General features: G+C 63.3%; 27 protein-coding genes. 15 read left to right on the forward strand and 12 right to left on the reverse strand.

Annotated elements, in window-relative coordinates:
* Window positions 1-3 precede the first annotated feature (3 nt).
* The 5 genes from GPA25_RS15710 to pdxR all read right to left on the reverse strand — a co-directional run bounded on the left by GPA25_RS15710 (window position 4) and on the right by pdxR (window position 4,160).
* A complete protein-coding gene (locus tag GPA25_RS15710) occupies window positions 4-732 on the reverse strand; it encodes a transmembrane anchor protein (protein WP_169261354.1) in 729 nt (242 codons plus the stop codon).
* Between the two features lie 20 nt (window positions 733-752).
* The gene (locus tag GPA25_RS15715; RefSeq protein WP_246265752.1) at window positions 753-1,487 is read right to left on the reverse strand and encodes a HupE/UreJ family protein; all 735 of its coding nucleotides are present in this window, start codon (window positions 1,485-1,487) and stop codon (window positions 753-755) included.
* A 185-nt stretch (window positions 1,488-1,672) separates the two neighbouring features.
* On the reverse strand, window positions 1,673-2,284 hold the full coding sequence (locus GPA25_RS15720) for a 3'-5' exonuclease (protein WP_169261355.1): 612 nt from the start codon (window positions 2,282-2,284) through the stop codon (window positions 1,673-1,675).
* Between the two features lie 12 nt (window positions 2,285-2,296).
* Complete coding sequence (locus GPA25_RS24025; protein WP_343034962.1) at window positions 2,297-2,647, reverse strand: DUF5710 domain-containing protein; 351 nt, start codon at window positions 2,645-2,647, stop codon at window positions 2,297-2,299.
* On the reverse strand, window positions 2,634-4,160 hold the full coding sequence (gene pdxR / locus GPA25_RS15730) for a MocR-like pyridoxine biosynthesis transcription factor PdxR (RefSeq protein WP_169261357.1): 1,527 nt from the start codon (window positions 4,158-4,160) through the stop codon (window positions 2,634-2,636). The genes GPA25_RS24025 and pdxR overlap by 14 nt, the downstream gene beginning before the upstream one ends.
* 96 nt (window positions 4,161-4,256) lie before the next feature.
* Between pdxR and GPA25_RS15735 the strand changes: the two genes are divergently transcribed.
* Genes GPA25_RS15735 through GPA25_RS15745 form a run of 3 tightly spaced genes read left to right on the forward strand, consistent with a single transcriptional unit; the run spans window position 4,257 to window position 5,929 of the window.
* The gene (locus tag GPA25_RS15735; RefSeq protein WP_169261358.1) at window positions 4,257-4,883 is read left to right on the forward strand and encodes an FMN-binding negative transcriptional regulator; all 627 of its coding nucleotides are present in this window, start codon (window positions 4,257-4,259) and stop codon (window positions 4,881-4,883) included.
* A gap of 43 nt (window positions 4,884-4,926) precedes the next feature.
* The gene (locus GPA25_RS15740) at window positions 4,927-5,295 is read left to right on the forward strand and encodes an antibiotic biosynthesis monooxygenase family protein (RefSeq protein ID WP_169261359.1); all 369 of its coding nucleotides are present in this window, start codon (window positions 4,927-4,929) and stop codon (window positions 5,293-5,295) included.
* The gene (locus GPA25_RS15745) at window positions 5,207-5,929 is read left to right on the forward strand and encodes a LysE family translocator (RefSeq protein ID WP_211163154.1); all 723 of its coding nucleotides are present in this window, start codon (window positions 5,207-5,209) and stop codon (window positions 5,927-5,929) included. Before GPA25_RS15740 ends, GPA25_RS15745 begins: the two co-directional genes overlap by 89 nt.
* A 24-nt stretch (window positions 5,930-5,953) precedes the next feature.
* Here GPA25_RS15745 and GPA25_RS15750 read toward each other — a convergent pair whose 3' ends face one another.
* The gene (locus GPA25_RS15750) at window positions 5,954-7,465 is read right to left on the reverse strand and encodes a sialidase family protein (RefSeq protein WP_169261360.1); all 1,512 of its coding nucleotides are present in this window, start codon (window positions 7,463-7,465) and stop codon (window positions 5,954-5,956) included.
* Between the two features lie 513 nt (window positions 7,466-7,978).
* On the opposite strand from GPA25_RS15750, the gene GPA25_RS15755 reads away from it, so the two are divergent.
* Complete coding sequence (locus tag GPA25_RS15755) at window positions 7,979-8,200, forward strand: hypothetical protein (RefSeq protein WP_169261351.1); 222 nt, start codon at window positions 7,979-7,981, stop codon at window positions 8,198-8,200.
* Window positions 8,201-8,380: 180 nt separating this feature from the next.
* Here GPA25_RS15755 and GPA25_RS15760 read toward each other — a convergent pair whose 3' ends face one another.
* Together GPA25_RS15760 and GPA25_RS15765 are read right to left on the reverse strand one after the other, a co-directional pair.
* Window positions 8,381-9,397 carry a M48 family metallopeptidase gene (locus tag GPA25_RS15760; RefSeq protein WP_169261361.1) on the reverse strand — a complete coding sequence of 339 codons (1,017 nt, stop codon included), beginning with the start codon at window positions 9,395-9,397 and terminating at the stop codon, window positions 8,381-8,383.
* Window positions 9,397-10,779 carry a YjgN family protein gene (locus GPA25_RS15765; protein WP_246265754.1) on the reverse strand — a complete coding sequence of 461 codons (1,383 nt, stop codon included), beginning with the start codon at window positions 10,777-10,779 and terminating at the stop codon, window positions 9,397-9,399. Before GPA25_RS15765 ends, GPA25_RS15760 begins: the two co-directional genes overlap by 1 nt.
* 319 nt (window positions 10,780-11,098) lie before the next feature.
* Between GPA25_RS15765 and GPA25_RS15770 the strand changes: the two genes are divergently transcribed.
* Together GPA25_RS15770 and GPA25_RS15775 are read left to right on the forward strand one after the other, a co-directional pair.
* Window positions 11,099-11,791: an HAD family hydrolase gene (locus tag GPA25_RS15770; RefSeq protein ID WP_169261362.1), complete on the forward strand. Its 693-nt coding sequence runs from the start codon at window positions 11,099-11,101 to the stop codon at window positions 11,789-11,791.
* Between the two features lie 163 nt (window positions 11,792-11,954).
* Entirely contained in the window at window positions 11,955-12,461 is a 507-nt protein-coding gene (locus tag GPA25_RS15775) for a DUF1993 domain-containing protein (RefSeq protein WP_169261363.1), read from the forward strand.
* A gap of 107 nt (window positions 12,462-12,568) precedes the next feature.
* Here GPA25_RS15775 and GPA25_RS15780 read toward each other — a convergent pair whose 3' ends face one another.
* The 3 genes from GPA25_RS15780 to GPA25_RS15790 are packed head-to-tail and all read right to left on the reverse strand — an operon-like array spanning window position 12,569 to window position 16,603.
* Entirely contained in the window at window positions 12,569-14,908 is a 2,340-nt protein-coding gene (locus GPA25_RS15780) for an ATP-binding protein (RefSeq protein ID WP_169261364.1), read from the reverse strand.
* Entirely contained in the window at window positions 14,905-15,885 is a 981-nt protein-coding gene (locus tag GPA25_RS15785) for an ABC transporter substrate-binding protein (RefSeq protein ID WP_343034963.1), read from the reverse strand. The genes GPA25_RS15780 and GPA25_RS15785 overlap by 4 nt, the downstream gene beginning before the upstream one ends.
* Before the next feature lie 7 nt (window positions 15,886-15,892).
* The gene (locus GPA25_RS15790; protein ID WP_169261366.1) at window positions 15,893-16,603 is read right to left on the reverse strand and encodes a response regulator; all 711 of its coding nucleotides are present in this window, start codon (window positions 16,601-16,603) and stop codon (window positions 15,893-15,895) included.
* 388 nt (window positions 16,604-16,991) lie between these two features.
* On the opposite strand from GPA25_RS15790, the gene GPA25_RS15795 reads away from it, so the two are divergent.
* From GPA25_RS15795 to GPA25_RS15825, 7 genes are all read left to right on the forward strand, one after another.
* The gene (locus GPA25_RS15795) at window positions 16,992-17,336 is read left to right on the forward strand and encodes a DUF2917 domain-containing protein (RefSeq protein ID WP_169261367.1); all 345 of its coding nucleotides are present in this window, start codon (window positions 16,992-16,994) and stop codon (window positions 17,334-17,336) included.
* 12 nt (window positions 17,337-17,348) lie between these two features.
* The gene (locus GPA25_RS15800; protein ID WP_169261368.1) at window positions 17,349-18,239 is read left to right on the forward strand and encodes an alpha/beta fold hydrolase; all 891 of its coding nucleotides are present in this window, start codon (window positions 17,349-17,351) and stop codon (window positions 18,237-18,239) included.
* A 42-nt stretch (window positions 18,240-18,281) separates the two neighbouring features.
* The gene (locus GPA25_RS15805) at window positions 18,282-19,223 is read left to right on the forward strand and encodes a hypothetical protein (RefSeq protein ID WP_169261369.1); all 942 of its coding nucleotides are present in this window, start codon (window positions 18,282-18,284) and stop codon (window positions 19,221-19,223) included.
* Between the two features lie 41 nt (window positions 19,224-19,264).
* A complete protein-coding gene (locus GPA25_RS15810; protein ID WP_246265755.1) occupies window positions 19,265-19,861 on the forward strand; it encodes a DUF3455 domain-containing protein in 597 nt (198 codons plus the stop codon).
* Window positions 19,862-19,941: 80 nt separating this feature from the next.
* Window positions 19,942-20,802 (forward strand): class I SAM-dependent methyltransferase, encoded by an 861-nt coding sequence (locus GPA25_RS15815; protein WP_211163155.1) that lies wholly within the window; start codon window positions 19,942-19,944, stop codon window positions 20,800-20,802.
* 183 nt (window positions 20,803-20,985) lie between these two features.
* Complete coding sequence (locus GPA25_RS15820; RefSeq protein ID WP_169261370.1) at window positions 20,986-21,432, forward strand: SRPBCC family protein; 447 nt, start codon at window positions 20,986-20,988, stop codon at window positions 21,430-21,432.
* Between the two features lie 28 nt (window positions 21,433-21,460).
* Window positions 21,461-21,856 carry a VOC family protein gene (locus GPA25_RS15825; protein ID WP_169261371.1) on the forward strand — a complete coding sequence of 132 codons (396 nt, stop codon included), beginning with the start codon at window positions 21,461-21,463 and terminating at the stop codon, window positions 21,854-21,856.
* A gap of 92 nt (window positions 21,857-21,948) precedes the next feature.
* On the opposite strand, the gene GPA25_RS15830 is transcribed toward GPA25_RS15825, so the two are convergent.
* Window positions 21,949-22,845, reverse strand: a complete 897-nt coding sequence (locus GPA25_RS15830) for a cation efflux transmembrane domain-containing protein (RefSeq protein WP_169261372.1) — start codon at window positions 22,843-22,845, stop codon at window positions 21,949-21,951.
* 590 nt (window positions 22,846-23,435) lie between these two features.
* Here GPA25_RS15830 and GPA25_RS15835 point away from each other — a divergent pair.
* Together GPA25_RS15835 and GPA25_RS15840 are read left to right on the forward strand one after the other, a co-directional pair.
* On the forward strand, window positions 23,436-23,918 hold the full coding sequence (locus GPA25_RS15835; RefSeq protein ID WP_343034967.1) for an MFS transporter: 483 nt from the start codon (window positions 23,436-23,438) through the stop codon (window positions 23,916-23,918).
* A gap of 27 nt (window positions 23,919-23,945) precedes the next feature.
* The gene (locus GPA25_RS15840; protein WP_211163157.1) at window positions 23,946-24,506 is read left to right on the forward strand and encodes a cyclophilin-like fold protein; all 561 of its coding nucleotides are present in this window, start codon (window positions 23,946-23,948) and stop codon (window positions 24,504-24,506) included.
* Window positions 24,507-24,588 lie beyond the last annotated feature (82 nt).

The following is a 24,588-nucleotide window of genomic DNA, read 5'->3' on the forward strand; positions in this document are numbered from 1 at the left end:
GGCTCAGAGCATGCGTTCGATCTGCCCGTAGTCTCCACGGGTCTTCAGCGTCACGGTGATCTCGGCTCCCGAGCGGTTACGCCAGAACCAGCCGTGCTTGCCATCGAAGGCGGCCTGCAGCGTACCGGCATCAGCGGTTTCATTCTTGCCCTTGCCATAGCCGTGGTAGAAGCCCTTGGGGGCTTTGACGGGATCGCCGTGGGTGTCGTAGTTGACGGGGCCGCCGACCGTGGACCATTCGTAGCTGACGCTGGCGTCCTTTTGCATGGTCAGCTTGATTTCCGCCGCCTCACCAGGCTTGAGGCTGATCGTCACGGTATGTTGCCGCGCTGGTGCCCCCTCGGCGGCTGCGGGCTCGGAGCGTGATGGCACCGCGGGCGCCACGACGGCCGTGTGCTCGTGCTCGTGCTCGTGACCATGTTCGTGACCATCGGGGGCGGGGGCTGTCACGACCGCTGCGGCTGCCGGGGTGGCCGGTGCCACGATCGGAGCGACACCGCCTGCGGGCGACGCTTCTCCGGCCTTCGCCTCGTTCGCCAGCGAAATCTTTATTTCCCCCATCTGCGTAAGGCCGAGGGCGCGGCCGGCGCCGGTCGGATCGATGCCGTACTCCGCCGGCAGGATGGTGGTGACGAGCAGGCCGGTCGCGATCAGCGCGGCGACGGCGGTGGAACGCAGCAATTTGCCCGTGCTCGGCAGTTCGGCGCGGGTGGGAAGATCGGTGTTGTACATGGGTCAGGACTCCGCAGAATTCAGGAAATGAACAGGCCGGTCAGCTGATAGCCGATGAGCATGAAGCCGGCGCACATCATGGCGACGTTGGCGGTGTAGGCATGCTTGAGGAACGCGGCGGTACGCCGCCAGTAGCCCATCGCAATCAGGATGGCGCCAAGTGCGAGCAACTGGCCGATCTCGACACCGACGTTGAAGGCCAGCAGGTTGGGCAGGAGACCGTCACGCGCGATCTCGAACTCCTGGATCTTCGCCGCCAGACCGAAACCATGGAACAGGCCGAACACCAGGGTCGCGGCCTTGGTGTTCGGCTGCACCCCGAACCAGCGTTGATAGGCCCCGAGGTTGTCCAGCGCCTTGTACACCACCGACAGACCGATGATCGCGTCGATCAGGTAGGCGTTCACATTCACCCCGGCATAGACGCCATACAGCATCGTCACCGAGTGACCGATCGCGAACAGGCTGACGTAGAGCGCGATGTCCTTCAGTTTGTAGAGGAAGAAGATCACCCCGGCGAGAAACAGGAGATGGTCGTAGCCGGTGACCATGTGCTTGGCGCCGAGATAGGTGAAGGGCAACAGCTGCGTGCCCGAGATCTCCTGGATATAACCCTTGTCGCCTTCGGCTACGCCGTGGGCGTGGGCGGCAACGCTGAAGAGCAGGTAGAGCAGCACGCCGGCAAGGGCGTGCGGGAATGCTCCGAAACGGGACAGCCGTATGGGCTGGCCACCGACGGGAAACGGTCGAGTCATGTGTCAGTTCCGATCAAATTGAGGACGGGCCACGGTGTCACGCAAACAACGGACCAATGGTCATGGGCGGACGCTCGAAGGGGAAATAGCGGCCGGGATGGACCAGAGCCTGATTTACTGCGCTCCAGGCGTCCTGCGACTTCGCACCAGCGCAACCTCGCTGCACCTGCGCGCACGCGACCGCGTTAAAAACTTGGCTCGCGCGCGATGCATCGCTTCAACTGGCCCTTGGGAACGCGCTGAATCCTGCGAAGTAGTTCGACGGAAACGTCATTCACCTGGTGACGGTCACGCAGCTCACCCTCCAACCGCAGCAGAAGGCTGGCGGCCATTTCCGCATCGGCTAAAGCCCGGTGGTATCGGCCTGCTACCGGTAGATTCGCATACTCGACCAAGGCACCAAGCTTGTGGCTCGGCGCCTGCGGGAAAATCCGGCGCGAAAGCAGCAACGAGCAGACGAATTCCTGCTGCCTGCTTCTCTGAATTCGAGCAAGCTCGGCATCCCAGAATTTGCAGTCGAAAGAAGCGTTGTGGGCAACCAACGGATAGTCGCCGACAAAATCCGACACCTCCTGCATGACCTGCGCCGCCGCCGGCGCATGACGAATCATTTCATTGGATATTCCGGTCAGGGATTCGATGAAGGACGGTATCCTGGCACCTCCGTTCATCAGGCTCTGGTAGCGGTCGACGACCCTGCCGTCTTCCAGGATCACCGCAGCAATTTCCGTTGCGCGGTCCCCCTGTGCCGGCGACAGACCCGTCGTTTCAAAGTCGATTACGGCAACGACTTCCATGAGCTCGTCCCCTCAACCCGGTTTTGACAGGGCTGTGGCCCGACACTTGTCGCACACCTCCCACGGGGGGCAATCACACACCCGAGGATGCGCGACGTAGTCACTGCCGACATGGACCTTGCCGGACGAGGCCTGATTCTTGGCTGCCACGCTCTTCTGCGTCCGCACGTCGCCAACAGAAGCATCGTGAGGCGTTGGCGACCATCTGGAAAACGGGGTCACGTCGTCTTTGCCCTCGACGTACCAAATTTTTCGGCCAGCATCCCACCGAGCACCAAGCTTCTTGGCTTGGTCTTTTTCCGCGAAGGGGACCTTCAGGTTCAGCCTCATTTTTCTCCCAAGCCAAGAGTTACGGGCGGGCATTATATGTTGCCGTTGCAGGCGCAGGCCCGCTTTGAAGCCGTGTCAGCGCAGCAGCCAGGCGCTGCACCCCCTCCTGGATATGTTCTCGCTCCAACAAGGCATATCCCATGACCAGGCCAGCCGGCCTTTGCCTTGCAGTTGCTTCTCCAGCCGGAAGGAAGAACTGGCTGATGGGGTAGACGCGAACGTTGCTGAGACGAGCCGCCTGAACCAGTGCAGTTTCCTGTTCTCGTCGGAGAGACGGGAACCAGGCGACAAGGTGGAGCCCACTCGCCGAACCCTGCACCACCACGCGATCACCCAAATGGGCGGAAAGAGCGTCAAGCAGCGCTCGCTGCCGTGCATGCTGCAGACGACGCATCCGGCGAACGTGTCGGTCGTAGCTGCCATCCCGCAGCAATACGGCCAACGCACGTTGAATGCCCGTTGGTGCGTGCCGATCTGCGAGGCGCTTCGCTGCAGCGAACGTGCTGACCAGGCGCTGCGGTAGCACCATGTAGCCGAGCCGGAGTTGAGGAGAAAGCGTCTTTGAGAAAGTGCCGACGTGGACGACGCACTCGCGCAAGTCGAGCGACCGCAACGTGGCCTCGGGGCGCACCGAGTACCGGTACTCGCTGTCGTAGTCGTCCTCGATGACCCAAGTCCCCCCGTCCGCTGCCCATTCCAGCAACGCCCGCCGGCGTCCGATTGGCAAGAACGACCCGAGCGGGAATTGATGCGTTGGTGTCACGTAGGCCATCTGCGCACGGGGAACCTGCCCGAGCAAGTCGGTTCGGAGCCCTTGGCCGTCAACCTCGATACCAACAATGTTGGCGCCATAAGCCTCAAAGACGTAATGCGCCATCCGGTATCCGGGGTTCTCAACAACAACCGGGTCACCCGGGTTGACGAGCAGCCGCGCGCAGAGATCGAGCGCCTGTTGGGATCCATTCACGATCAGCAGTTGCTCAGTCGAGCAAGAGAGACCACGCGTCTGGCTGAGATGCGCCTGGAGCGCCCTGCGAAGGTCGATATTTCCGCGAGGATCTTCGTAGGAAAGGCGCGCACCTCGTTGCCGCTCCACTGTCCGGAGCGCCTTCAACCAGAGCGACGTCGGGAAATCACGTCCCGCCAATGGACCATAGACGAAGTCGATCTCGCCGGTGACCACAGGGAGAAGGTCCTGGAACTCCAGGGCGGACACCCTCACCCCAATCTCGGACAGACGACCGTCGTGATGTTTCGGGCGCGCAGCATCTGTGCCGTCCGACCGGTCATGCTCGTTCTGGCTTGACGGCACCGCCCCTGCCGCCACGCGGGTTGCGGCGCCAGGCCGAGTTTCGATGAACCCATCGGCGGCCAGTTGTTCATACACCAGCGACACCGTGGTGCGCGACAACCCACGCTCGGCCGCAAGCGCCCGGGTGGAAGGCAATACTGTCCCCGGCGCGTAGGTGCCATCGCCGATTCGCGCCTTGATCTCCTCGTAGAGTGCACGACTGCGGCCGCGACGGCCGACATCGTCCATACCCATAGACAGCAACTGGACCAGTGAGATGATTTAGAACTGGCTATTATCTACGTGCCAGCGGCGCTGCACAATGATCGATCGAGCAGACAGGACCGCCACATGTACCTTCCCAAGCAGTTCGCCGAGCCGCGGCTTGAAGAACTTTATCGCATCATCCGCGAGCATTCCCTCGGCATGCTGGTGACGCACACCGCCGCCGGCCTGGAAGCGAATCACCTTCCGTTCCTGATCGACGCCGAGAATGGTTCCTGCGGCGCACTTCAAGCGCATGTTGCGCGCGCAAACCCGATTTGGCGTGAGGTCACGGAAGGCGACCCGGTGCTGGTGGTCTTTCGAGGCGTGCAAGGCTATATCTCGCCGAATTGGTATCCAGGCAAGCATGAGACCCACCGCCGCGTGCCCACATGGAACTACGAGGTCGTGCATGCCCACGGCACCGTCCATGTCCACGACGACGAAAAGTTCGTTCGGGGTGTCGTCGCTCGCCTGACGCGACAGCACGAGGTGGAGGAAGCCCAGCCGTGGAAGATGGGGGACGCGCCCCCGGACTTCCTGGCGGAGCAACTAGGTCATATCGTCGGGATCGAAATCCGCCTCACCCGTTTGGAAGGCAAACGCAAGCTGAACCAGCACCATGAGGCCAGAGATCGCGAAGGTGCCATTTGTGCGTTGGAAGGGAGGGGAAACCACGGCCTGGCGCTCGCAATGAAGGAAACGGCCAGGTAGCGCTTGCTACGTGTTGCGTGGCTACCAGATGAGGACGCATTTCTTGTACACCGCTACCTTTACCTTTGCCAAAGGCGAATACGACGCCGAGTTCCATAAATTGGATCAAGCGATAGCCGAGGTCGCGAGGTCCATCCCTGGTTACTTGGGCGAGGAATCATGGGAAAACCCGGCTTCCGGGCTGATCTCGACCGTCTACTATTGGCAGACGCTGGAAGCGCTTCAGCAGCTCATTCAGCATCCCAAACACGTTGCCGCGAAGCAGCGGCAGGCGAAGTGGATAAACGGGTATCACATCGTGATTGCCCGAGTCATCAAATCTTATGGCGATGGCGGTATCCCTCATCCACTTTCGCCAGGCCAACCCGCGACTGGTCAGTTCGTCGACATCGGCGGCGACCTTCAATCCTGAGTCGCCTCTGCATCCCATGCCCCTCGTCGCGTTTGTCTTTGCCGCAGTTGTCCTTGCCATCACGCCTGGCCCCGGCATCGCATATGTTGTGGCGCGTACCGTTGCCGGCGGCCGCTCAGAAGGCTTGGCCTCATGCTTCGGGACGGGCCTCGGCGGCCTTGTCCACGTGGCTGCAGCCGCCTTGGGCCTATCCCTGCTCATCGCGCAGTCGGCCTTCGCGTTCAACCTGGTCAAGTACCTCGGCGCTGCGTACCTGATCTATCTGGGCCTCCGTATGCTCCTGCGCAAGGAGCAGCCGATTGCAGTGGAACGGGTCGCATCCCAGGGCGCTCGCCGCGCCTTCATGCAGGGGATCATCGTCGAGACCTTCAACGTCAAGACTGCACTCTTCTTCCTCGCCTTTCTTCCCCAGTTCACCTCTCCCGATGCGCCGCTGGCTCCGCAGCTAGCGGTCCTTGGCAGCATCTGCGTCGTCCTGAATACGTTCGTCGACGTCCTGGCCGTGTTCGGCGCAGACCGTCTGCTCAAGTCGAATGCCGGCCTAACAGCCAGAGCCCGCCTGCTCACGCGAGTGTCGGGCTGCACGATGATGACCCTTGGTGTTTTTCTCGCCTTGGCACGTCGCGGGACGTAGTCCGAGGGCTTGCTGCACGCGCCGCTATGGCGTCTCGCGCACGAACACGATGTCCTGCCGGTTGTGGGTGTCGAGGAACAAGCCGCTCTCGTCTTGCGGGAAAACGACCGGCAGGTTGAGGTTGTTGCTCCTTGTGAATGCCGCGACGAAATCGCCGCCGACGCTGGCGAGCCCGACGTAGTCGCCGGGGAAGAAGCCGCGCGGGCCCGTGATCACCATCTGACGCATGTCAAATGAGCTGGCCGTCAGCGGGCGCTCGCCGAGGAAGTCCAGTTCCGGCGTGAACAGCGACAGGAACACGTCGGTGCTCAACGGTGCGTCGCCAAGCACGTCGTTGCGGAAATCGTAGAAAAGCACACCCACGGTGCCTTGCTCGTTGACCGCAACGATCGGCAGGAACGCCTGGACGTCATCCGGCGTCGCCTGGTTGACGCGCACCGGCGCCGACCAGGTCAGGCCGCCGTCGTCGGAGCTCGCGACGAAGGCGCCAACGAGCCCCGCACTGTTGGCGTTGCGGTCCTGCCACGCGATGTAGATCTGCCCGCTTCGAGGGTTGACCGCGATGCTCGGCAATCCGCCCGCGTCGCGCACTGGAATATCACGCTCGGGATCGACCGCCGACGCGCTCTCGAACGGCGCGACCCGCGTGTCCAGGCGTGTCCAGTGCCGGCCCTGATCGGTCGAGCGCAGGATCGCCTGGTCGTTCGTCACGCGCCCCGTGGCGTCGTCGAGCAGTATGCGGAAGAACGCGTTAACCAGCGTTCCGTTGGGAAGCACGACGATCTGCGCGCCTTGGCGGAATATGGTCTTCTCGGAAGTCCCAACCCCCGAGCCCATCGTCGCGATCGGCGCCGGCTTGGACCAGGTGAGCCCCCCGTTCGTGGAGCGCGCGAACACGAGCGACGTGATCCCGGTGCGGAACAAGGTCCAGGTCGCATACACGAGCCGTGCATTGAAAGGGTCGGCGGTGAGCGTGTTCTTGTCGTGGAACAGCGAACGCAAGACCGGATCCTGTGCGGGCATGCGCGCGATCACCACCGGTGCGGACCAGGTGTTACCGCCGTCGGTCGAGCGCGCGGTGACCATCGCGTTCTCGTTGACCGACTTGTCGGTGACCAGCGCCATGTAATGCGCCGTGCCGGTCGGGCCGAAGCTGATCCACGGATCCGAGCCGCGCTCGTAGTCGCCCGCGGAGCGCGGTGCCGCGCCGGAGCAACGCGTGAACGGGATCACCACCTGCGTCCATGACACGCCGCCGTCGGTCGTGTACGCCGCCCCCAGGCTTTGCGCGCCGCCGGAGCTCCAGCGGTCCTGGTGCCACCCGGCGATCATGTTCGCCGGATCGCTCGGGTTGACCGCGAGCTGCGGTTCGCTCTCGCTATTGCGATAGAGGACACCGAGTTGCGGCGCGCCATTGCACTGCGTCACCGCGAGCGGATCGTTCGGATCGCCGCCGTCGGGGTTCGAGCTCAAGTCGCTGATCGGCGTTTGTGCGTGCGTCGCGCCGGGCCACATGCCGCTTGCCAGTAACGTCATGCCGAGGGCTGCCGCCCGCAGGACTGCCGATCTCGTTGAGCGTGATAGCGTCTGAAACATGATCGCACTCCCTCCTGAAAAGAGACAGGAACAGGCATCGTGCGAGTGCGGGTGGCACTGCACTAAATGCTAACGGCGCCATTCTGGATAGATGCCATTCCGAGTCTAGTCAACTTTGGTCGCCCATCCCTCCATTTCGAGTCCGCCTCGTCCCAGGCGTACGGCCAGGATTGTTTCGCTTTATGCGTCCTCGGCAGCCCAACTGTGATTCGACTGACCCAACACCTCTCCTCGACCTGTTGGACATTGCCCACCGTTTGGCCTCCGCCAGCGGACCCGTCATCGGCTTCGCTGCGATCGGTGCGGTTTCACATTTTTAATTTTTTCAATGCCTTACGCCGATCTCGCGGTGTGCATGGCGACACCCTGGCGCGCTTTCTGCAATAGAAGTGGCGAGCGCAACATCCGGCTCACTACCAACAGAAACGCGAAACACCCTTCAGGAGAACCGCCATGACCCACCTCACCATCCACGACCTGCCCGCGACCGAAACCCTCGACGCCAAGGCCATGAGCGCCGTGCGCGGCGGCATATGGGACTATTCCAACCGACTCGGCATGCTCGGTCAGATGTTGGAGGACCAACAGGATCGCAACTACGGCGATCCTTTCGGCCCCAAGACCCTGGACGAGGCGGCCCACCAGGCTCTTGAGGGCTGGGTCTCGGTTCCTTGAGATGATCATCGCGTCGAGGGGGCGCCGACCGTTAGCACGCCCGGCGATGTCGCCGTGCGGGACCGCGCCAACGGAATCCTGTTCGCCGGCAGCCTCGTCGTCCTCGGCCGGGTGCCTCTGATGCGCGATGCCGAGGTGTGGCGAAGCAAGAATGCGATGCGGTTTGTCGCCGGACCGCGCTCAGGTTCCCGAACCGGAAAGTATCGACCTCACCCGCTCCGGCGTCGGCGGATGCGTCGATAGATACCCCCCTTTTTCGTCCTTCGGCGCATCGAGCCGCTGCAGGATGTCGGCGAAGCGTTGGGGGTCGATGCCCTGGCGGCGCAGCATCTCGACCGCATGCTGGTCCGCTTCGCGCTCGAAGGTGCGTGAGTAGCCGAGTTCGGTGAGCATCACCGGAAGCGCTGCGATGGCCGAGGAAACGGAGGAGATGTCTCCTACGACCAGCGTTGCGATGAGGCCCATGAAAGAGGCCTGGATGGAGCTGCGCAGGGCGTGGCGCTGCCTGACGTGGCCGATTTCGTGGGCGACCACACCCATGAGTTCTTCGTCGTGCTGCGCCAGATGCACGAGCTGGTCGGTGAAGATGATGGAGCCGGCTGGAAGGGCCAGGGCGTTGGCGCCGATGGAGTCGGCGGCGTCGCGGAACAGCACGCGCACCGGCTGGTGCTGCGCGGCCTCTTTCACCAGCGGGGCGAAGGCTGCGAGCAGGCGGGCCTGTTCCTGTTCGGGCAGGCGGCTGGTTTTGAGTAGTCGACGGTCGAGGATCTCCAGCACCACGCGGTCGACGTGGCCGTTGACCGCGGCGGGCAGCGAGAAGGCGGCGATCCTGGCGAGCGCCGGCACGCCCCACTGCACGCTGCCCCAGACGAAGGCGACGGAGACGACGAGACCGACGACGACGTAGCGCAGCTTCGATTCCAGTCGATGGACGAGCCCGCTCGCGGGCGAACGCTGCGCGGCGAGGCGGTCGACCGCCTCGTTGTCGGGCGTCTCGAAGCTCGCGCCGCCCGGAAAGCGAAGGAAGCGCGGCGTGTTGCCGATGCGCGACGAAAAGGCGACGCGATCGAGCGCGACCGGCGACAACAATTCATCGCCGGCTTCCCCTTCCACGCGCGCGCAGCCGTTTTCGACGAGTACGCTCGCGCAGTCACCGCGCGAGCTCGCACCGTCGAAGAAGCGGCCCTCCACGCGCATCAGATGCCCAGATCCATGTCGAACACGTCGCCGATCTCGCCGCCGAGCGCGGAAACCTGTTCGCGCTGTGCGGCAGCGAATTCGCCGAGGTCGCCGTCGGCCACGAGACCGATGTGCCCGGCCGCATAGCGCGCGGTGCGCACCTTGGCCCAAGGGTAGAACAGTCCCAGCGTGAGGGCGATCGCCAGCGTATTGGTGAACATCAGCATGGCGTAGGAACCGAGCCGGTAGTCCGCCTGCAGCGCGTGCGCGCCGAGTCGGGTGTTGTTGTAGCGCAGGTTGGTGAACATCACATTGGACAGCGCGAATATCACGGCGTACGCGGCCACCATCGCCAGCGCGCCCAGCGGCGGGAAGACCTTGCCGAGGAGCATGGACAGCAGGAAACCGCCCACGGCGGCGCCGAACACGGCCAGCGCGATCCTGTAGAAGGCGCTCGGGCGTGCGCCGAACTGGAAGGGCTCGACGCCGTAACGGCTGTTGCCGATCACGAATTGCTGCTGACGATACACGGCGTACGGGAACATCAGGCCGAGACTGAGCACACCGAGAAGCGGCCACAGCAGGAAGACCCGGTAGGCCTCGCCGAGCTGCCCGTCGAAGCCGAAGCGCACGCCGCGCCAGGCGGAGTTGTGGTTACGGAAGGCCAACCCGCGCACCATGATCCACGGGAAGATCGCAAGAAAACACAGCATCAGCACCGCGCCGAGCAGCGGGGCGAACTTGTTTGCCAGCGAGTAGATCAGCAGCAGCGCAAAACCGACCAGGCGTCCCTTGAGAATCTTCAGCGGGTCGGCGAGGTATTCGAAGGAGGCGCCGTCGCTGCGTGTGTTGCCGTAGAAATAGCGCTGCGTGCGTACCTTGGCCCAAGCGGAGTAGATGCCCGCGGTGACGATGCTGAGCAGCAGGTTGACGATCCATATGCGGAAGAACTCGAAGCCGTTGCCGGTGAATTCGAACTCGATCTCGCGAGGGGCGACGCTGGCTGGGGTGACGGGCATCGCGGCGGCAGCGGATTGTGCATCGGCGACGGGCGGCGCGGCGGCCGGGACCTGCGCCGCGGGCTCGTCAGCCTGCTTTTCAGCCTGCGGCTGCGGCGCGGACATCGGTTTCAGCACGGGCGAGGATGGCGCGGCGGCGGCCGGCGGATGTGCGGCATCCACGGTGACGGCCATGCCGATCCCCGCGAGCCGACTGGCGTAGGCGTCGGCCGCGGCACGGTCGAGGTTGCGCTGGAGCACCACCCGCGGATGGCCGAAGACCTTTTCGACGTCCGCCGCCGACAGGCGGAACAGCTGGCCGAAACGCTCCATGACTTGTTCCCGCTCGAACCCTCCAAGAGTAACTCCCTGGAATACCAAGGCGTAGCTCGCGTCTGCCATCACTCCTCCGAAAAGTCGCCTGAACCGCCGCAGGATGCGGCTGGTCACCGCCGCGAAACGACGCACTCGCAGCACGGGTCGCGTTCCGGGTATGACAGGAGTGTAACATTTGATTACTTTGCTCGTCATGACGAGCGCGGGCGGAATGACCGCAACCGGGCAAGGGGCGTTCATGTCCGAAACATTCCTTTCTGCCTTGGGAGGTGCGGAACTCCGGCGGACTTTTGAAAGTCTGTTAGGCGTAACTTGGCTGACGCGGCTGAAGGGCGAAAGTCGTCGGCAGGTGAGAACCATGGCCACATGAGGTAAGCTCGCCCAAATGTTGAACCTAGAAAGAATCCGGGCCATTTCGCTGGATCTGGATGACACGTTGTGGCCCATCTGGCCCACCATCGAGCGCGCGGAGAAGGTGCTCCATAGTTGGCTGGAGATCAACGCTCCGATGACGGCGGCCATGTTCTCCACGCCCCGGGCGCTGCGTGAGATTCGCGATGCAATGGGGCAGCAGCGGCCGGACCTGGCGCATGACCTGACGGCATTGCGCCGCGAGTCGATCCGCGTGGCACTTTGCAGCGCGGGGGATGACCCCGGGCTGGCGGAGCCCGCCTTCGAGTTCTTCTTCGCCGAGCGCCATAACGTGACCCTCTTTCCCGATGCGCTTCCTGCTCTGGAGTTTCTGGCCGCGCGTTACCCGCTGGTGAGCATTTCCAACGGAAACGCTGAGCTCGCGCGCATGGGGTTGGCACCATTCTTCGTGGCCAGCGTCGCCGCCCTCAAGGTTGGTCTGGCCAAGCCCGATCCCCGTATCTTCCACGCCGCCGCCGGGGCAGCCGGAGTGCTGCCGCAAGAGGTGCTGCACGTGGGCGATGATGTGCTGCTGGACGTGCTGGGCGCGCGCGACTCCGGGATGCAGGCGGCCTGGCTCAACCGAGCACAGGCGCTATGGCCGCACGCGGAGACACCGGACTTGGAACTGGCGAGCCTGAGTGAATTGTGTGATGCACTGAAATAGGAGCCCTTTCGGTATTGCTCGCAGACAATTAACCGAAAGAGACGCACAGGAGTACGGAAATGCGCAGGATTTGGCCTGATCGGCGCAGTGAGCTTTGAGGGTTCCGGTCGCCGACCCCGTCCCGAACCGCCAGGCACGGTCCCGATCAACATGGAGAAAACTCATGACCTTGTCGATGTATGAAGCGAGCGCGCCGCGCTTTGCGAACATGCTCAGGAACCTCTCGGCGATTCTGGCCAGGGCCGAGACCCAGGCTGTCGAGCGCAAATTCGATCCTGCTGTGCTGCTGGGTTCGCGTCTCTTCCCGGACATGTTCCCGCTATTGCGGCAGGTGCAGATTGCCTGCGATAACGCCAAGGGGCCCGTGGCGCGACTGGCCGGCCTGGAGCCCCCCCGGCATGAAGACAACGAGGCGAGCTTTGCGGATCTGCAGGCGCGCATTGCCAAGACGCTGGACTTCATCGCCACCGTACCGGCAGATCAAATCGACGGCTCCGAGGACCGCGAAATCATCCTCAAGCTTGGCAAGCACGAAGTGCGCTATACGGGAATGCAGTATCTGTGCGGATTCGCCTTGCCGAATTTCTACTTTCACGTCGTAACGGCCTACGACATCCTTCGTCACAACGGGATTGACCTCGGCAAGCGCGACTATATCGGCCAGCCCTGACGCACAGGGCTCGGGCCCTCCGCACCGAGGGGCTTTCGCGCGGTGCGGAGACGCGAAATCCCGCTGCGGAACCGCGGAAAGCAGACGAATCACCTGGACGCAGTTCCCTACGGGGCCGGGTGGCGCGGCGGCTCAGGTGCTGGTGACGATGATAAGGCGGTAAGTGCGGCGACGACATCGCGCACGTCGCCTGGCAGGAAGGGTTTTTCGATCACCGGACAACCGCACGCGGCGGCAAACTCGCGCAAGGCATCGGTCAAGGTGTCCCCGGTCACGAAGGCCACGCGCTTGGCCTGTTCGGGCCAGCGTCGTTCGACCTCCCGATACAGGGCGCGCCCGTCGAGATCGGGCATTCGAACGTCCGTGAGGATCACGTCGTAGTGCTCCGCGGCGATGCGCGCCAAGGCTTCTCGCCCGGAACTGACGGTGACGACCCGATGCCGCGCGTCGGTCAGAATCTCGGCCAATGTTTCGCGAATGTCCGGTTCGTCGTCGACAACGAGTATCGCGCGCTGGCCCGGAGTCGCCTGCACGGGCGGCGGGCGCGCTGCTCCGGCGGTTTCCGCGCTGCCCACGGGCAACGTGATCGAAAACTCCGCTCCACCCTCGACCGGACAATCGACGGTAAGCGTGCCACCATGGGCTTCGACGATGCCGAGACTCACCGCCAGCCCAACGCCGGTGCCGATTCCGACCGGTTTGGTGGTGAAGTAAGGCTCGAAGACCCGCGCGCGGAGGTCCGCCGGAATGCCGGGTCCGTTGTCGGCGACGGTAATGCGGATCATGTCGCTGGTCGTGTCGTAACGGCTGGTCAGGCGAATACGGCGCGGCCCCGGCTGATCTTGCAGCGCTTGCTGCGCGTTGATGATCAGGTTGAGGAATACCTGGTGGAGCTGGTCGGTGTCGGCGAAGACGGCCGGGAGATTATCGGCAAGATCGAGCGCCACGTCGATTCCACTGGTACGAACGGCGTAACCGGTGATGTCGAGCGCTGCCGACACGACCTCGTTGATCGCCACGGGCCCGCGCTCGGGTCGTTGCTGCCGAGCCATGGCGAGGAAGGTTCGCACGATGCGCGCGCATCGCTCCGCGGCAGTACGGATTTTTGCTGCAGCAGCCTGGGTCGTCGAATCCCCTTGTTCCTCCAGCATGACCGCCCGCGCCACGACCACGGAAAGCGGGTTATTGAGCTCGTGAGCGACGCCGGCGAGCAGCGACCCGAGTGCAGCCAGTTTCTCGCGTTGATGCAGGGTTTCGCGATGGCGCGCCAGCTCCTCTGCGGAGCGCTTCTTTTCGGTGACATCGCGCGTGATCATCAGGACATGAGGCTTTCCCTGGTACTGCATCGGGATGCCGTGAACCTCGACTTCCAGCGTGGAGCCGTCCTTGCGCAAATCGGTGAGCTCTACATGCAAGGGCTCGCCGGCCGCGATCGATCGCAGCAAATCAGGATGGTAGGACGGACCGACGAATTTGCTCAGCGGCGACGCCAGGTGCTCCGCTTCGCTATAGCCGTATATCTTCCATAGCGCAGGATTGGCGTCGACCATTTCAGCCGCGGCATTCCACAGCGCCAGTCCATCGATCGACGCGTTGAACATGGACCGGTACTGCTCCTCGCTATTCTCCAGCGCCTGCTGCACGCGGGCGCGTTCGGCAATATCGTGGCGCAGCCGGGTTTGCGTCTCGGACACCTCGACTGCCATCGCATCGAAGGCGCGTCCCAGCCGACCGAGCTCGTCGCGACCGCTCAGATTGCTGCGGGCGGCGAGATTTCCGGCAGCGAGTTGTTCGGCGGCGCGGACCAGTTGCGCAGTGCGCCGGGTCAGGAGGAAATGGAACGCAAGCCACATCGCCAGTGCCAGCGCAATCACCCATCCGGCCCAGTAAAGCGATTGCTGAAGCACCCGCGCGCGAGCTTCCGACGTGGATCGCTTGAGATCGTAGGCGAGGAACAGGCTGCCCGCCCTTGAAGGACGCAGTTCTTCACGCTCGCTGCCCATCAGGATTCCGGCGTAACCGAGCAATGCACTGTCGGCTGCATCGTGGGTCACCCTGGCGCGACGTTCGCGAATCGCGCCGGCCGCCTGGTCAAGATCGAACTGCGGCAGCACATCCGTGACCTGCCGCCCCAGCCACGCTCGACGCGTGGCCGCGATGACCGCGTGCCGGTCATCCGTGAGCACGACGACGAGGTAGTCGTGGTTGTGCGCCAATACCGCAATCTCGCGTTGCGCAATCGCTTCATCACCCTTGAGCAGCAGGTATTCCAGCGTGCTTTGCAGCCGCGACATCTCCTGAGCCAGGCGTTTGCGGCTTTCTTCCTCCGCTGCGTGTTCGGCACGCGGCACGTGGTAGACGAAATTGAAGGCGCTCAGCGTCGCGGCAAACACCAGCAGGATGAGCGGGACCGTCAGCCTGAGCGATGCCGGAATGCGAATACTCACGGCGGCGAACTCGCCAACGGACCCGGTGCAAGCACTTCTTCGATTGCAAGCGGGGCGCGCAGCAACTTCGCTTCCTGCATCAATGCCATCAGTCGGCGCCCGCTAACCGCCAGCTCGGGGGTCGCCCCGCCGATCATCCTGAGATTTTCCTCGCGGGACGGAATGTGGAGGCCTTTCAGTGCGTCGAGGAACTGCTCGCCGGTCGTCTGCTGACGTATGCCCATGCGGTGCGCCGCATCCTTGGGCTCGCGCTTCAGGTAATCGATCGCACTGAACCAGCCGGCCAGCAAGGTCTGAATTGCCTTGGGCTGCTTTTCGAGGACGCTCGCCCGGACCGCCACGAGATCGACGATCTCGCCGGGAATCTGGGTGCTGTCGAACAGCGTCGTGGCGCCCGCGCGAAGCAACTGGGTACGGTACGGGTCGAACGTGACGGCGCCATCCACCTGCCCCTTCGCGAACGCACTGGGCTGTTCGTTCGACTCCAGGTGGACGACCCTGACGTCGCTTGCCTGCATGTCATTGAGGGACAGGGCCCGGCTCAACACGAAGGCCCCCAGCGCGCCGCTTTCCACCGCGACCGGTTTGCCCTTGAGATCCTTCATCGTGCGCATGCCGGTGCGACCCACGACCGCATCGGCCCCGTGGGACACGTCCACCACCAGGATGATCCGCGGTTGCAGCCCGTCCACCGCGAGTCCGAACAGCTCATCCAGGCTGATCACCATGCCGTCAATGGCCTGGTTGCGAAAAGCGCGAAGCACTTCGCTCGCCGATGGATATTCCACAAGCTGCACGACCTCGGGATTCAGGTGACCCAGTTCCCGCGCCAGGTAGAGCGGTTCGCTTCCAATCCAGACATTGGTGCCGATGCGCAACGCGGATTCCGGTTCGCGCACGCAGCCGATGAGCGGGAGCAAGAGCGCGACGCACGCCAGAACACACCAATGCCTCTTCATCCTCAGCCATGTTTTCATTTCGTTCTCACTCTCCACCCGGGACGAAGATATAGCCCGCGTTGCGCACGGTCCTGATGAATCGGGGATGCTCGGGATCAGGCTCGATCTTCTTGCGCAAGCGCATGACGCGCAGATCCACGCTGCGGTCGAACGGGTCCAGATCACGTTGCTGGCCCAGATTCAGGATGCGTTCGCGAGAGAGCGCCCGGTTGGGGTTTTCCACCAGCGCCTTCAGCAGATCGAACTCCAGCGGCGACATGGGTACCTCGTTGGCCTCGTCATCCGTGAGCCGATGCGCGCCAAGGTCGAGCACGCACCGGCCGACGCGCACGCGGGCAGCACCCAGGTCGGCGCTCGCAGCCAGCGACGTGCGGCGCAGCACACTCTTGACGCGGGCGAGCAGTTCGCGCGGATCGAAGGGTTTGGCGACGTAATCGTCGGCGCCCATTTCCAGGCCGATGATGCGGTCGACCACGGTGCTGGCGGAGGTCAGCATCACGATGGCGATCCGCGCGTAGCGCTCGCGCAGGTGCCGCGCAAGGCTCAGGCCATCCTCGCCGGGCATGGAAATGTCCAGCAGCGCCACGTCGATCGGATGCTCGGCAGCCATCTCCCGCGCATCGCTGGCGCTCGCCGCGCAGAGGGCTGCGTAGCCCTGGGCGATGAAGTATTCCTCCAATACCTCGCGCACGTCCGGCTCATCGTCGACGATCAGGATGGTGGCTTTGGGACCCATCGAAGCTCTCCCCCTCCTTTGGCCCGCAGGGCGCGGCAGCGACTGATCCCCTGGCTGCCGGACGCACGGGCCGTACAACCCCAAGCTAGCACACGCCATCGCGCATTGCGCCGTAAGCAGGGCGCCCGCGCCGCGACCGCCAGGAACGTATCTGCCGGGATTCGGTTCGATCGGTGCCGGGGGGCTTGAAACAAACGAAACAAGAACAGCCCCGTGCTGAAGTTCGCCTGCCACAGCTGCTCACTAGACTGGGCTTCAATCCAGGCGCCACCCGATTCAGTGCGGCATCGCTCGTGACCAAGCTAGCGCAGTTGCTCCGACCGCCAAAGCCGAACACCGGGCCTGTTCCCGGACCCTTCTCCGCCCGACCCCAAGCAAGGAGACAGCCATGAACGTATCAGGTGCATCACCGAACACCGAGATGACCCGCATCGAAATCGCTCGCAGCGAAATAGCGCACATTCGAAACGGTCGCGGCGCGCTACTGCGTGTGCAGTACGGCGCCGTCTGGCTTACTCAGTACGGCAGCCCCGACGACGTAGTGCTGGGTGCCGGTGCGTCATTCCGCATCCATCGCGACGGCCTGACGCTGGTGTCGGCCTGTGGCCCTGCGCCGTACGCGCTCGTGACGCTTGCGCCTGCGATGCGAGTGACGCCCTCGCTCGCGAAGCGCTTCTGGAGCCTGTTGGTCGGCCTGCGGATGCCATCGCGGCAGCCGATTCGCGGCATCTGAGTCGAGCGCGCAATGATGTCGACACTCCAGATTTCCGGCAACCGCATCGCATACCTTGAACTGGGCAGTGGCGAGCCGGTGGTACTTCTGCACAGTTCCGGCAGTTCCGGCGCCCAATGGCGCGCACTCGCCGAACGGCTGGGCGCGAGATACCGGGTCATCGTGCCGGATCTTTACGGCTATGGCGACACGGCCGACTGGGCGGGACGGAGACCATTCGGCCTCGAATGCGAAGCCGAGATCGTTCTCGCTCTGCTCGCGCGGGGTACCGGGCAAGCGCACCTTGTCGGACATTCCTACGGTGGTGCCGTCGCGCTGCATATTGCGAGTCAGCGAGGCGATCTGTTGCGCAGCCTCACGTTGATCGAACCGGTCGCATTCCATCTACTGAGAGGAACAGATGCCCCGGCTCTTGCTGAAATCACGGAAGTCGCCGAGCGCGTCGCGCGCGCAATCGCCCGCGGCGAGTATGTCGCGGGTTTCGGAGGTTTCGTGGACTATTGGAGCGGTCCCGATGCATGGGCGGCGGTACCGGCAGACAGGCGCCGCGTAATGGCCGCGCGCCTCCCCAAAGTCGCGCTCGACTTCCATGCGACGGTCAACGAGCCGATCCGACTCGAGGACTTGCGCTCGATGGCTGTTCCGACCCTGCTCTTGCAGGGGACGAGCTCGCCGTTGCCGACGCGGCGCATCTGCGAACGGCTCGCACACACCCTTCCCGACGCAAAGCTGACGAGCATCCCCGGTGCGGGCCACATGGCTCCGCTGACCCATCGCGCCCAAGTCAATGCGATGGTCATGACGCAGATCGATGCGCATTCGGCAGGAGGGTTCCGACCGTCCCTCATTCCGGAAGCCGCCTCCGGGACAAACGTCTCATGCGCGGCCGCAATGGTCACCTGACCACGCGACCGTGTTAACCCCGCGCAACCCAAGGAGAAAATCATGCAAACCATGCAGCACACAGCAACAAGCGACCGCTACGCCAAGTGCATCGAAGTGTCGAAGCGCATCCGCTGGGACATCGATCGCGACGTCATTCGCGGCCGCAAATTCGACGTCTCGAAGAAGTTTCTGCCTGACGGGCTGTCCAAGATCGAGCGCCTGTCCTTTCTCGACGCGAACGAGAAACGGCTGGTGAGCCAGATCCAGGGGCGTACGTATGCCAACCTCTTCGGGCTCGTCGAGCGCTACATTGGCGCAAAGATGCTCGAGATCAGCCGCGAGCATTGCCTGGGCGACCAGACCGTGTTCGAGGCGCTGGTGCGTTTCACCGACGAAGAATTGAAGCACCAGGAGCTGTTCCGCCGCGTGGAGGCGATGGCGGCCGCAGACATGCCCCCGGGCTACAGCTTCCTGCCAAAGCCCAACGACGTTGCCAACGCCGTGCTCAGCAAGTCCACGTGGGCGGTACTTGGACTGACTTGCCACATCGAACTCTTCACCCAGGCGCACTACCGGCAGAGCATCGAGCCCGACATCGCACTGTCCGAGCTATGGAAGGATGTCTTCCTGTTCCATTGGAAGGAAGAATCGCAGCACGCCATTCTCGACGAACTCGAGTGGCAGCGCGAGGACGCGAAACTGACGCCGGAACAGCGCGATTCGGCCGTGGGCGATCTCATCGAACTGGTCGGCGCCGTGGACGGCATCCTGCAGATGCAGGCCAAAGCCGACGCCGATTACTTCCTGCGAGTGTGCGGCAGGACGCTCGACGAGGCGCAGGCGCAGGCGCAGCAGCTAGGCGAGACCATGCTGCATGCCTATCGCTGGCAGTACATCGTTTCGGGCGTCGCGGACGAGCGTTTTCAGAAGATCCTCGGCGGCATGATCACGGCGCCGCAGTTCAACCGCATCAGCGCCGCGCTCGCACCCATCATGCAATGACGGCAAACATCGAATGCGGGCCCAGAGCCGACGATTGAACCATGTTGTTTCGGCGCATCGCCGGCCCTGCCCCAACCCTCGACATGCAAGAGGATCCTGAGATGAAAAAACAGAGTTTAGTGGCAATGTCCCTCGCGGCACTTGCGGCGGGGTACGCAACGGCCGAGGCCGGGACGCTTCCTTCGATCCCCGAAAGCCTGCGAACGCCGGCGGCCGAAATCCTGACGCTCGAAACTGCCGCGCGCGGTGTGCAGATCTACCAGTGCAGCGCCCGCCAGGATGAGCCGACACGATTCGAATGGACCTTCAAAGCACCGGAGGCCGACCTGTTCGACACGACAGGTCGCAAGATCGGCAAACACTATGCAGGACCGACCTGGGAATCCGATGACGGAAGCAAGGTGGTCGGGGTATTGAAGGCGCGCGACAACGGTCCGGACGCCGATGCCATTCCATGGTTGCTGTTGGGCGCGAAATCGACGGCAGGAAGCGGCGTCTTCAGCCGGACGACGAGCATCCAGCGCGTGCGCACCGTCGGCGGCATTCCGCCAACCGAAACCTGTAGCGAAGCGCAGGCGGGAAACGTGTCGAGGGTCGGCTACAGCGCGACGTATTACTTCTACGTTGCCAAGCCATAGCCACGACGACGCGGCTGAATCAAAGCGGAGCGCCGTGATGCGCCTACGCATCTCATTGTCAATCCACTCGGGAGAAATCCATGTCCATCGTTGAAACCCGCCCCATGCAAGCCGCTGTTGATAGCCCTGCACCCGCGCAACCCGATTTTGCCGCGATCAAGGCGAAGCAGCAGGCCACCTGGGCGAGCGGCGACTTTGCGGTGATCGGCGTTACCCTGCAGATCGTCGGCGAGTCGCTCGCGGAAGCTGTCGATGTCAGGGCCGGCGAGCACGTCCTCGACGTGGCCGCCGGTAACGGCAATGCCACACTCGCCGCGGCGCGCCGCTTTGCCCACGTCACCTCGACCGACTACGTGCCGGAACTACTGGCAAAAGGCGCCACGCGCGCGAAGGCCGAGGGCCTCAACGTGACCTACCGGGTCGCGGACATCGAGGATCTGCCGTTTGCCGATGCCAGCTTCGATGTCGTGCTGTCGACCTTCGGCGCGATGTTCGCGCCACGCCATGCGCGTACAGCGGACGAGATGATGCGCGTCATTCGCCCCGGCGGCCGCATCGGCTTGGCGAACTGGACGCCGGAAGGGTTCATCGGGCAATTGTTCAGGGTCATCGGCACGCATCTCCCGCCGCCGGCGGGGCTGAAGTCTCCAGCGCTGTGGGGTACCGAGCCGCATATGGCCGAATTGTTCGGCACACAGGCTATGAAAATCCGCTGCGAGCGCAAGCACTTCAATTTCCGCTACGCATCGGCTGCGCACTGGATTCAGGTCTTTCGCGACTACTACGGGCCGACGCACAAGGCCTTCGCTGCGCTCGATGAGGCAGGCCGGGCAAAGCTCGAGGCCGACATTACGGCACTGCTGGAACGCCTGAACGTGGCGGGAGCTGGTTCCCTTGTCGTGCCGGCCGAATACACCGAAGTCGTCATCACCAAGCGTTGACGAGCCCGCCGGGGGGCGTTTTCCGCCCCCCGTGACATCGGTTTGAATGGCGAAGAGCCGGCGTTGCGAAGAAGCTTGCTTGCGAATTTCCTGCGACTGTCGATCTGGTGTCCTGTCGTTCGACTAAGGTAGGAGAAGCGGCGACAACAGCCGCGAATCCAACCCCCGACGAAAGGAGAGATCATGCCTACCGGTACCGTCCGCCTGCACCGCGTGCTGCGCGCGAAGCCCGAGAAGATCTATCGCGCCTTCCTCGATGCGGAGGCCCTCGCCCGATGGCTGCCGCCCAACGGCTTCACCTGCAAGGTCGACCAGCTGGATGCCAGGGTTGGCGGCAGCTTCAAGATGGCATTCAGGAATTTCAGCACGGGCAACGGCCATTCCTTCGGCGGCAGCTATCTGGAACTCATGCCGAACGAGCGCATCCGCTACACAGACAAGTTCGACGATGCGAACCTCCCCGGCGAAATGGTGACGACGGTCACCCTGCGCGCGGTGGCCTGCGGGGCGGAGGTGAACATCGTGCAGGAAGGTATTCCGGAGGCAATTCCGCCGGAGTTCTGCTACCTCGGCTGGCAGGAGTCGCTCGACCATCTGGCGCGGCTCGTCGAGCCTGAAATTCCGGATTGAAGTCCCTGTTCAAGTAAGGAGGATCATCATGAGCGAAAGTACTATCCAGAACCCCGTGGGCTGGTTCGAAATCTACGTGAACGACATGCAGCGAGCCAAGACCTTTTACGAAGCCGTGCTGGGCACGCAGTTTTCGAAACTTGAGGCTCCGGGCCAGCCTCCCGGCATGGAGATGTGGGCGTTTCCCATGCAGCAGAACGCCATGGGCGTCACCGGGGCGCTGGTGAAGATGCCCGGCTTGGAGGCGGGCGGGCATAACGTGATCGTGTATTTCATGTGCACCGACTGCGCCGTCGAAGCGGCGAAGGCTGCGAAATCGGGCGGCGGCCTCGTCAAGGAAAAGATGTCCATCGGCCCCTATGGATTCATCGCGCTGGTGACGGATACCGAAGGCAACATGATTGGTCTGCACTCCATGCAGTAGCGCCAAGGCGTGCGGCACGGCCGCAGTTCTGGACCACAAGCCATTCGGCGAATCAGAGTCGAGAGGACGGTGGAGCGTGGCCCGGGGGGCGTCTAACGAAGCCGCAAGATCCGCAACGCCCCGCCCAGCACTAGCACGCCGATGAGCGCACCGATGGTCCAGTCGGGAATCGGACTGCCAGTCCATGCCACCAAGGCGCCGGCAACGATGACCCCCAGATTGGCCAGTACGTCGTTCGCGGAAAAAATGTAGCTGGCCCGCATGTGGACACCGCCGTCGCGATGGCGAGAGATCAGCGCGAGGCACGCGATATTCACGCCCAATGCCAGCAGCGAAATGCCAATCATCGTCACCGCTTCAGGAACGCTTCCCGTGACCGCACGCCGACCCACTTCGGCGAGCGCGGCCAGCGCAAGCACCAACTGCAGCACCCCGGCGAGTCTCGCTGCCGACACCTTGTGCCTTGCGCTCCGCCCTACCGCGTAGAGTGCAACGCCATAAACCGCCGCGTCGGCAAACATGTCCGCACCGTCGGAAATCAGGCCCACGGAGTTTCCGAACCAGCCAGCAAACACCTCGACGACAAACATCACGGCGTTGAGCGCAAGCAACGTCCAGAGCGTCCGCCTTTCCGCGGAGTCATTCCGTCCAGGTACTGTCTCCTCGCCGGGATAGATCGGTTGAGAGTCCTGTAGCACCGCGCCGTAGCCCAGCGGGGCGATGCGTTCGAGGATTTCCGATGCATCGCCTGAATGGCGAACAAGCAACTGCCTGCCCGGCAAGTCGAACTCGAGGGAGATCGCGGGCAGGTCGGCAAGACGCAGCCTGATCATCTGCTCCTCGGAGGGGCAGTCCATCCCGGGAATCCTGAATCGCGAACGCGCCGTGTGATGGTCCGATTGCGGCGTAATGGGGGCGTCATTCGCCGGCACGTCTCCATCCTTGGAGGCACAGCTGCCACTACAAGAGCAAGGCTTTCGGCTAGTCATCTTTGAAGTTAGTGTGTTCCGTCCGTGCGCACAGCCATCAGTCGTTCTGGCAATTTACCAGACTAGCTAATGGCCGCGTCAGGCCGGGACTTCGCGTTCCGCCTGCGCCGAGACCTGTCGTTCGTCCCAACTTCGTTCGAACGGCAGTTCTGTCCGCCACTGGCGGTCCGGGCTCGACCCAAAGCGGTCCGCCGACCATTTCGAAACCAGCCGTTCGCGGCAACGACCCAAATCTCGGAAGCTGCCGTTCGACCGGCAACCAGGACCTTGATCGCTTGGGCGGCAGCTTTGTGGGCGATACAGCCGCTCAACGTCGGGCTGAGGAGGTGAGATCGGCCATCACCTGCCCGTCGCGATTTTTCTCCAAAACCGCCGTTGAGCCGCACCAAGTCCCCGTAAGCAGCCATTCCACTGTCGATGCCGGTTCTCGTGGACGACGGGCAGCTTTGTGAGGGCTCTAGCTGTTGGAGAGGCGTTCGGCGAGATCGGTACCGGGCCAACTCCGGTCATTGTCGTCCTCCAAATCATGTAACACGAGAGGCTGGTTAAGCATCGCATTGCTGAATAGGAAGCTCAAACGCGTCAGCTAGATTCCGTTCCTCGAAACGGTGACGCACGTTGGCGTGTCCACGCTGTCGCTCGTCTTGCTCGTGAGGGGCGTGACAGGCTTCATCGGCACTCTGATCATCGGCACGTTCCTCAAGCGCGGCCTGTACCAAACACTGATCGCCATTCCGATCCTCATGGCGGTGATCCCCTTGACTCTAATTCCCTTTGGAGGTTGGATTGCTGCCGTTGCGACGCTGCTGGGCCTTTGGGGATTGATGGCTACCGCTGCCCCAGTGGGCTGGTGGAGTTGGATCGCTCAAGCCATGCCCGAGAACGCCGAGGCCGGCGGCGGGCTGATGGTAGCGGCGATCCAGTTGGCCATAGCCTTGGGCTCCACGGTCGGCGGTTTTCTGTTCGATAGCAGCGGCTACCAGAGCACCTTCGTGGCAAGCGCAGCTGTGCTGCTGCTCGCGGCCTTCCTGACCTTCCTGACCTCACGTTTGCAAACGCCACGGGCCGCCTGAGCCAGTTGCAGAACAAGGAGAAAAGTCATGACGATGAGCAGCTTCGGCGCCCGTATGGGCGATCAGCGTCCCTTCACCATGGAGATCGAACATCGCCGAGCCTGGGGTCTGCGTGGACTAAGCCTGCTGCTCTGCCTACTCGTGCTCGGCGGTTGCGAAGCCGGCCAGCAGGCGGCTCCGGGGTCACCTGCTGTTGCTGCTGCGGGTGCCGGTACGGCATCCGTGAAACCGGAGGAATCACGCATGTGGATGACCGTCGGCGAACGTCGCTTCGCCATCACCTTGACCGACAACCCTACTGCCCGTGCGTTTGCCGTTCAGTTGCCGCTTACGCTGGACATGGCTGAACTCAACGGCAACGAAAAACACGCCGACCTGCCGAAAGCACTGCCAATGAATGCGAGCCGACCGGGGACGATCCGCAATGGCGACCTCATGCTGTACGGCTCGAACACCCTGGTTGTCTTCTATTTGACATTCGACTCGTCGTACTCGTACACGCGCCTTGGCCGCGTGGACGACCCCGCCGGCCTGGCCCAGGCGCTCGGCCGGCGGGGTGTACGGGTCCTGTTTTCCAAGGATCAGTAACTCCACGTGTGTAGAGGAAATTCGGCGTATCGAACGGCCGCGTCCGATGCTTACAAAAAGCTCGAACGGCAAGTTTGGGTCG

It is taken from the genome of Aromatoleum diolicum, from assembly GCF_012910955.1.
GTDB lineage: Bacteria > Pseudomonadota > Gammaproteobacteria > Burkholderiales > Rhodocyclaceae > Aromatoleum > Aromatoleum diolicum.

What these genes read in the sequence shown, in the direction of transcription:
- pdxR (WP_169261357.1), bottom strand. Translation starts at nt 4,160, where the DNA reads ATGGGTATGGACGATGTCGGCCGTCGCGGCCGCAGTCGTGCACTCTAC.
- GPA25_RS15830 (WP_169261372.1), bottom strand. Translation starts at nt 22,845, where the DNA reads ATGACTAGCCGAAAGCCTTGCTCTTGTAGTGGCAGCTGTGCCTCCAAG.
- GPA25_RS15800 (WP_169261368.1), top strand. Translation starts at nt 17,349, where the DNA reads ATGATGTCGACACTCCAGATTTCCGGCAACCGCATCGCATACCTTGAA.
- GPA25_RS15795 (WP_169261367.1), top strand. Translation starts at nt 16,992, where the DNA reads ATGAACGTATCAGGTGCATCACCGAACACCGAGATGACCCGCATCGAA.
- GPA25_RS15720 (WP_169261355.1), bottom strand. Translation starts at nt 2,284, where the DNA reads ATGGAAGTCGTTGCCGTAATCGACTTTGAAACGACGGGTCTGTCGCCG.
- GPA25_RS15770 (WP_169261362.1), top strand. Translation starts at nt 11,099, where the DNA reads ATGTTGAACCTAGAAAGAATCCGGGCCATTTCGCTGGATCTGGATGAC.
- GPA25_RS15840 (WP_211163157.1), top strand. Translation starts at nt 23,946, where the DNA reads ATGACGATGAGCAGCTTCGGCGCCCGTATGGGCGATCAGCGTCCCTTC.
- GPA25_RS15820 (WP_169261370.1), top strand. Translation starts at nt 20,986, where the DNA reads ATGCCTACCGGTACCGTCCGCCTGCACCGCGTGCTGCGCGCGAAGCCC.
- GPA25_RS15755 (WP_169261351.1), top strand. Translation starts at nt 7,979, where the DNA reads ATGACCCACCTCACCATCCACGACCTGCCCGCGACCGAAACCCTCGAC.
- GPA25_RS15810 (WP_246265755.1), top strand. Translation starts at nt 19,265, where the DNA reads ATGTTGTTTCGGCGCATCGCCGGCCCTGCCCCAACCCTCGACATGCAA.
- GPA25_RS15805 (WP_169261369.1), top strand. Translation starts at nt 18,282, where the DNA reads ATGCAAACCATGCAGCACACAGCAACAAGCGACCGCTACGCCAAGTGC.
- GPA25_RS15785 (WP_343034963.1), bottom strand. Translation starts at nt 15,885, where the DNA reads ATGAAAACATGGCTGAGGATGAAGAGGCATTGGTGTGTTCTGGCGTGC.
- GPA25_RS15790 (WP_169261366.1), bottom strand. Translation starts at nt 16,603, where the DNA reads ATGGGTCCCAAAGCCACCATCCTGATCGTCGACGATGAGCCGGACGTG.
- GPA25_RS15750 (WP_169261360.1), bottom strand. Translation starts at nt 7,465, where the DNA reads ATGACGTTACTGGCAAGCGGCATGTGGCCCGGCGCGACGCACGCACAA.
- GPA25_RS15715 (WP_246265752.1), bottom strand. Translation starts at nt 1,487, where the DNA reads ATGACTCGACCGTTTCCCGTCGGTGGCCAGCCCATACGGCTGTCCCGT.
- GPA25_RS15710 (WP_169261354.1), bottom strand. Translation starts at nt 732, where the DNA reads ATGTACAACACCGATCTTCCCACCCGCGCCGAACTGCCGAGCACGGGC.
- GPA25_RS15815 (WP_211163155.1), top strand. Translation starts at nt 19,942, where the DNA reads ATGTCCATCGTTGAAACCCGCCCCATGCAAGCCGCTGTTGATAGCCCT.
- GPA25_RS15765 (WP_246265754.1), bottom strand. Translation starts at nt 10,779, where the DNA reads ATGGCAGACGCGAGCTACGCCTTGGTATTCCAGGGAGTTACTCTTGGA.
- GPA25_RS15825 (WP_169261371.1), top strand. Translation starts at nt 21,461, where the DNA reads ATGAGCGAAAGTACTATCCAGAACCCCGTGGGCTGGTTCGAAATCTAC.
- GPA25_RS15760 (WP_169261361.1), bottom strand. Translation starts at nt 9,397, where the DNA reads ATGCGCGTGGAGGGCCGCTTCTTCGACGGTGCGAGCTCGCGCGGTGAC.
- GPA25_RS15775 (WP_169261363.1), top strand. Translation starts at nt 11,955, where the DNA reads ATGACCTTGTCGATGTATGAAGCGAGCGCGCCGCGCTTTGCGAACATG.
- GPA25_RS15735 (WP_169261358.1), top strand. Translation starts at nt 4,257, where the DNA reads ATGTACCTTCCCAAGCAGTTCGCCGAGCCGCGGCTTGAAGAACTTTAT.
- GPA25_RS24025 (WP_343034962.1), bottom strand. Translation starts at nt 2,647, where the DNA reads ATGCCCGCCCGTAACTCTTGGCTTGGGAGAAAAATGAGGCTGAACCTG.
- GPA25_RS15745 (WP_211163154.1), top strand. Translation starts at nt 5,207, where the DNA reads ATGGCGATGGCGGTATCCCTCATCCACTTTCGCCAGGCCAACCCGCGA.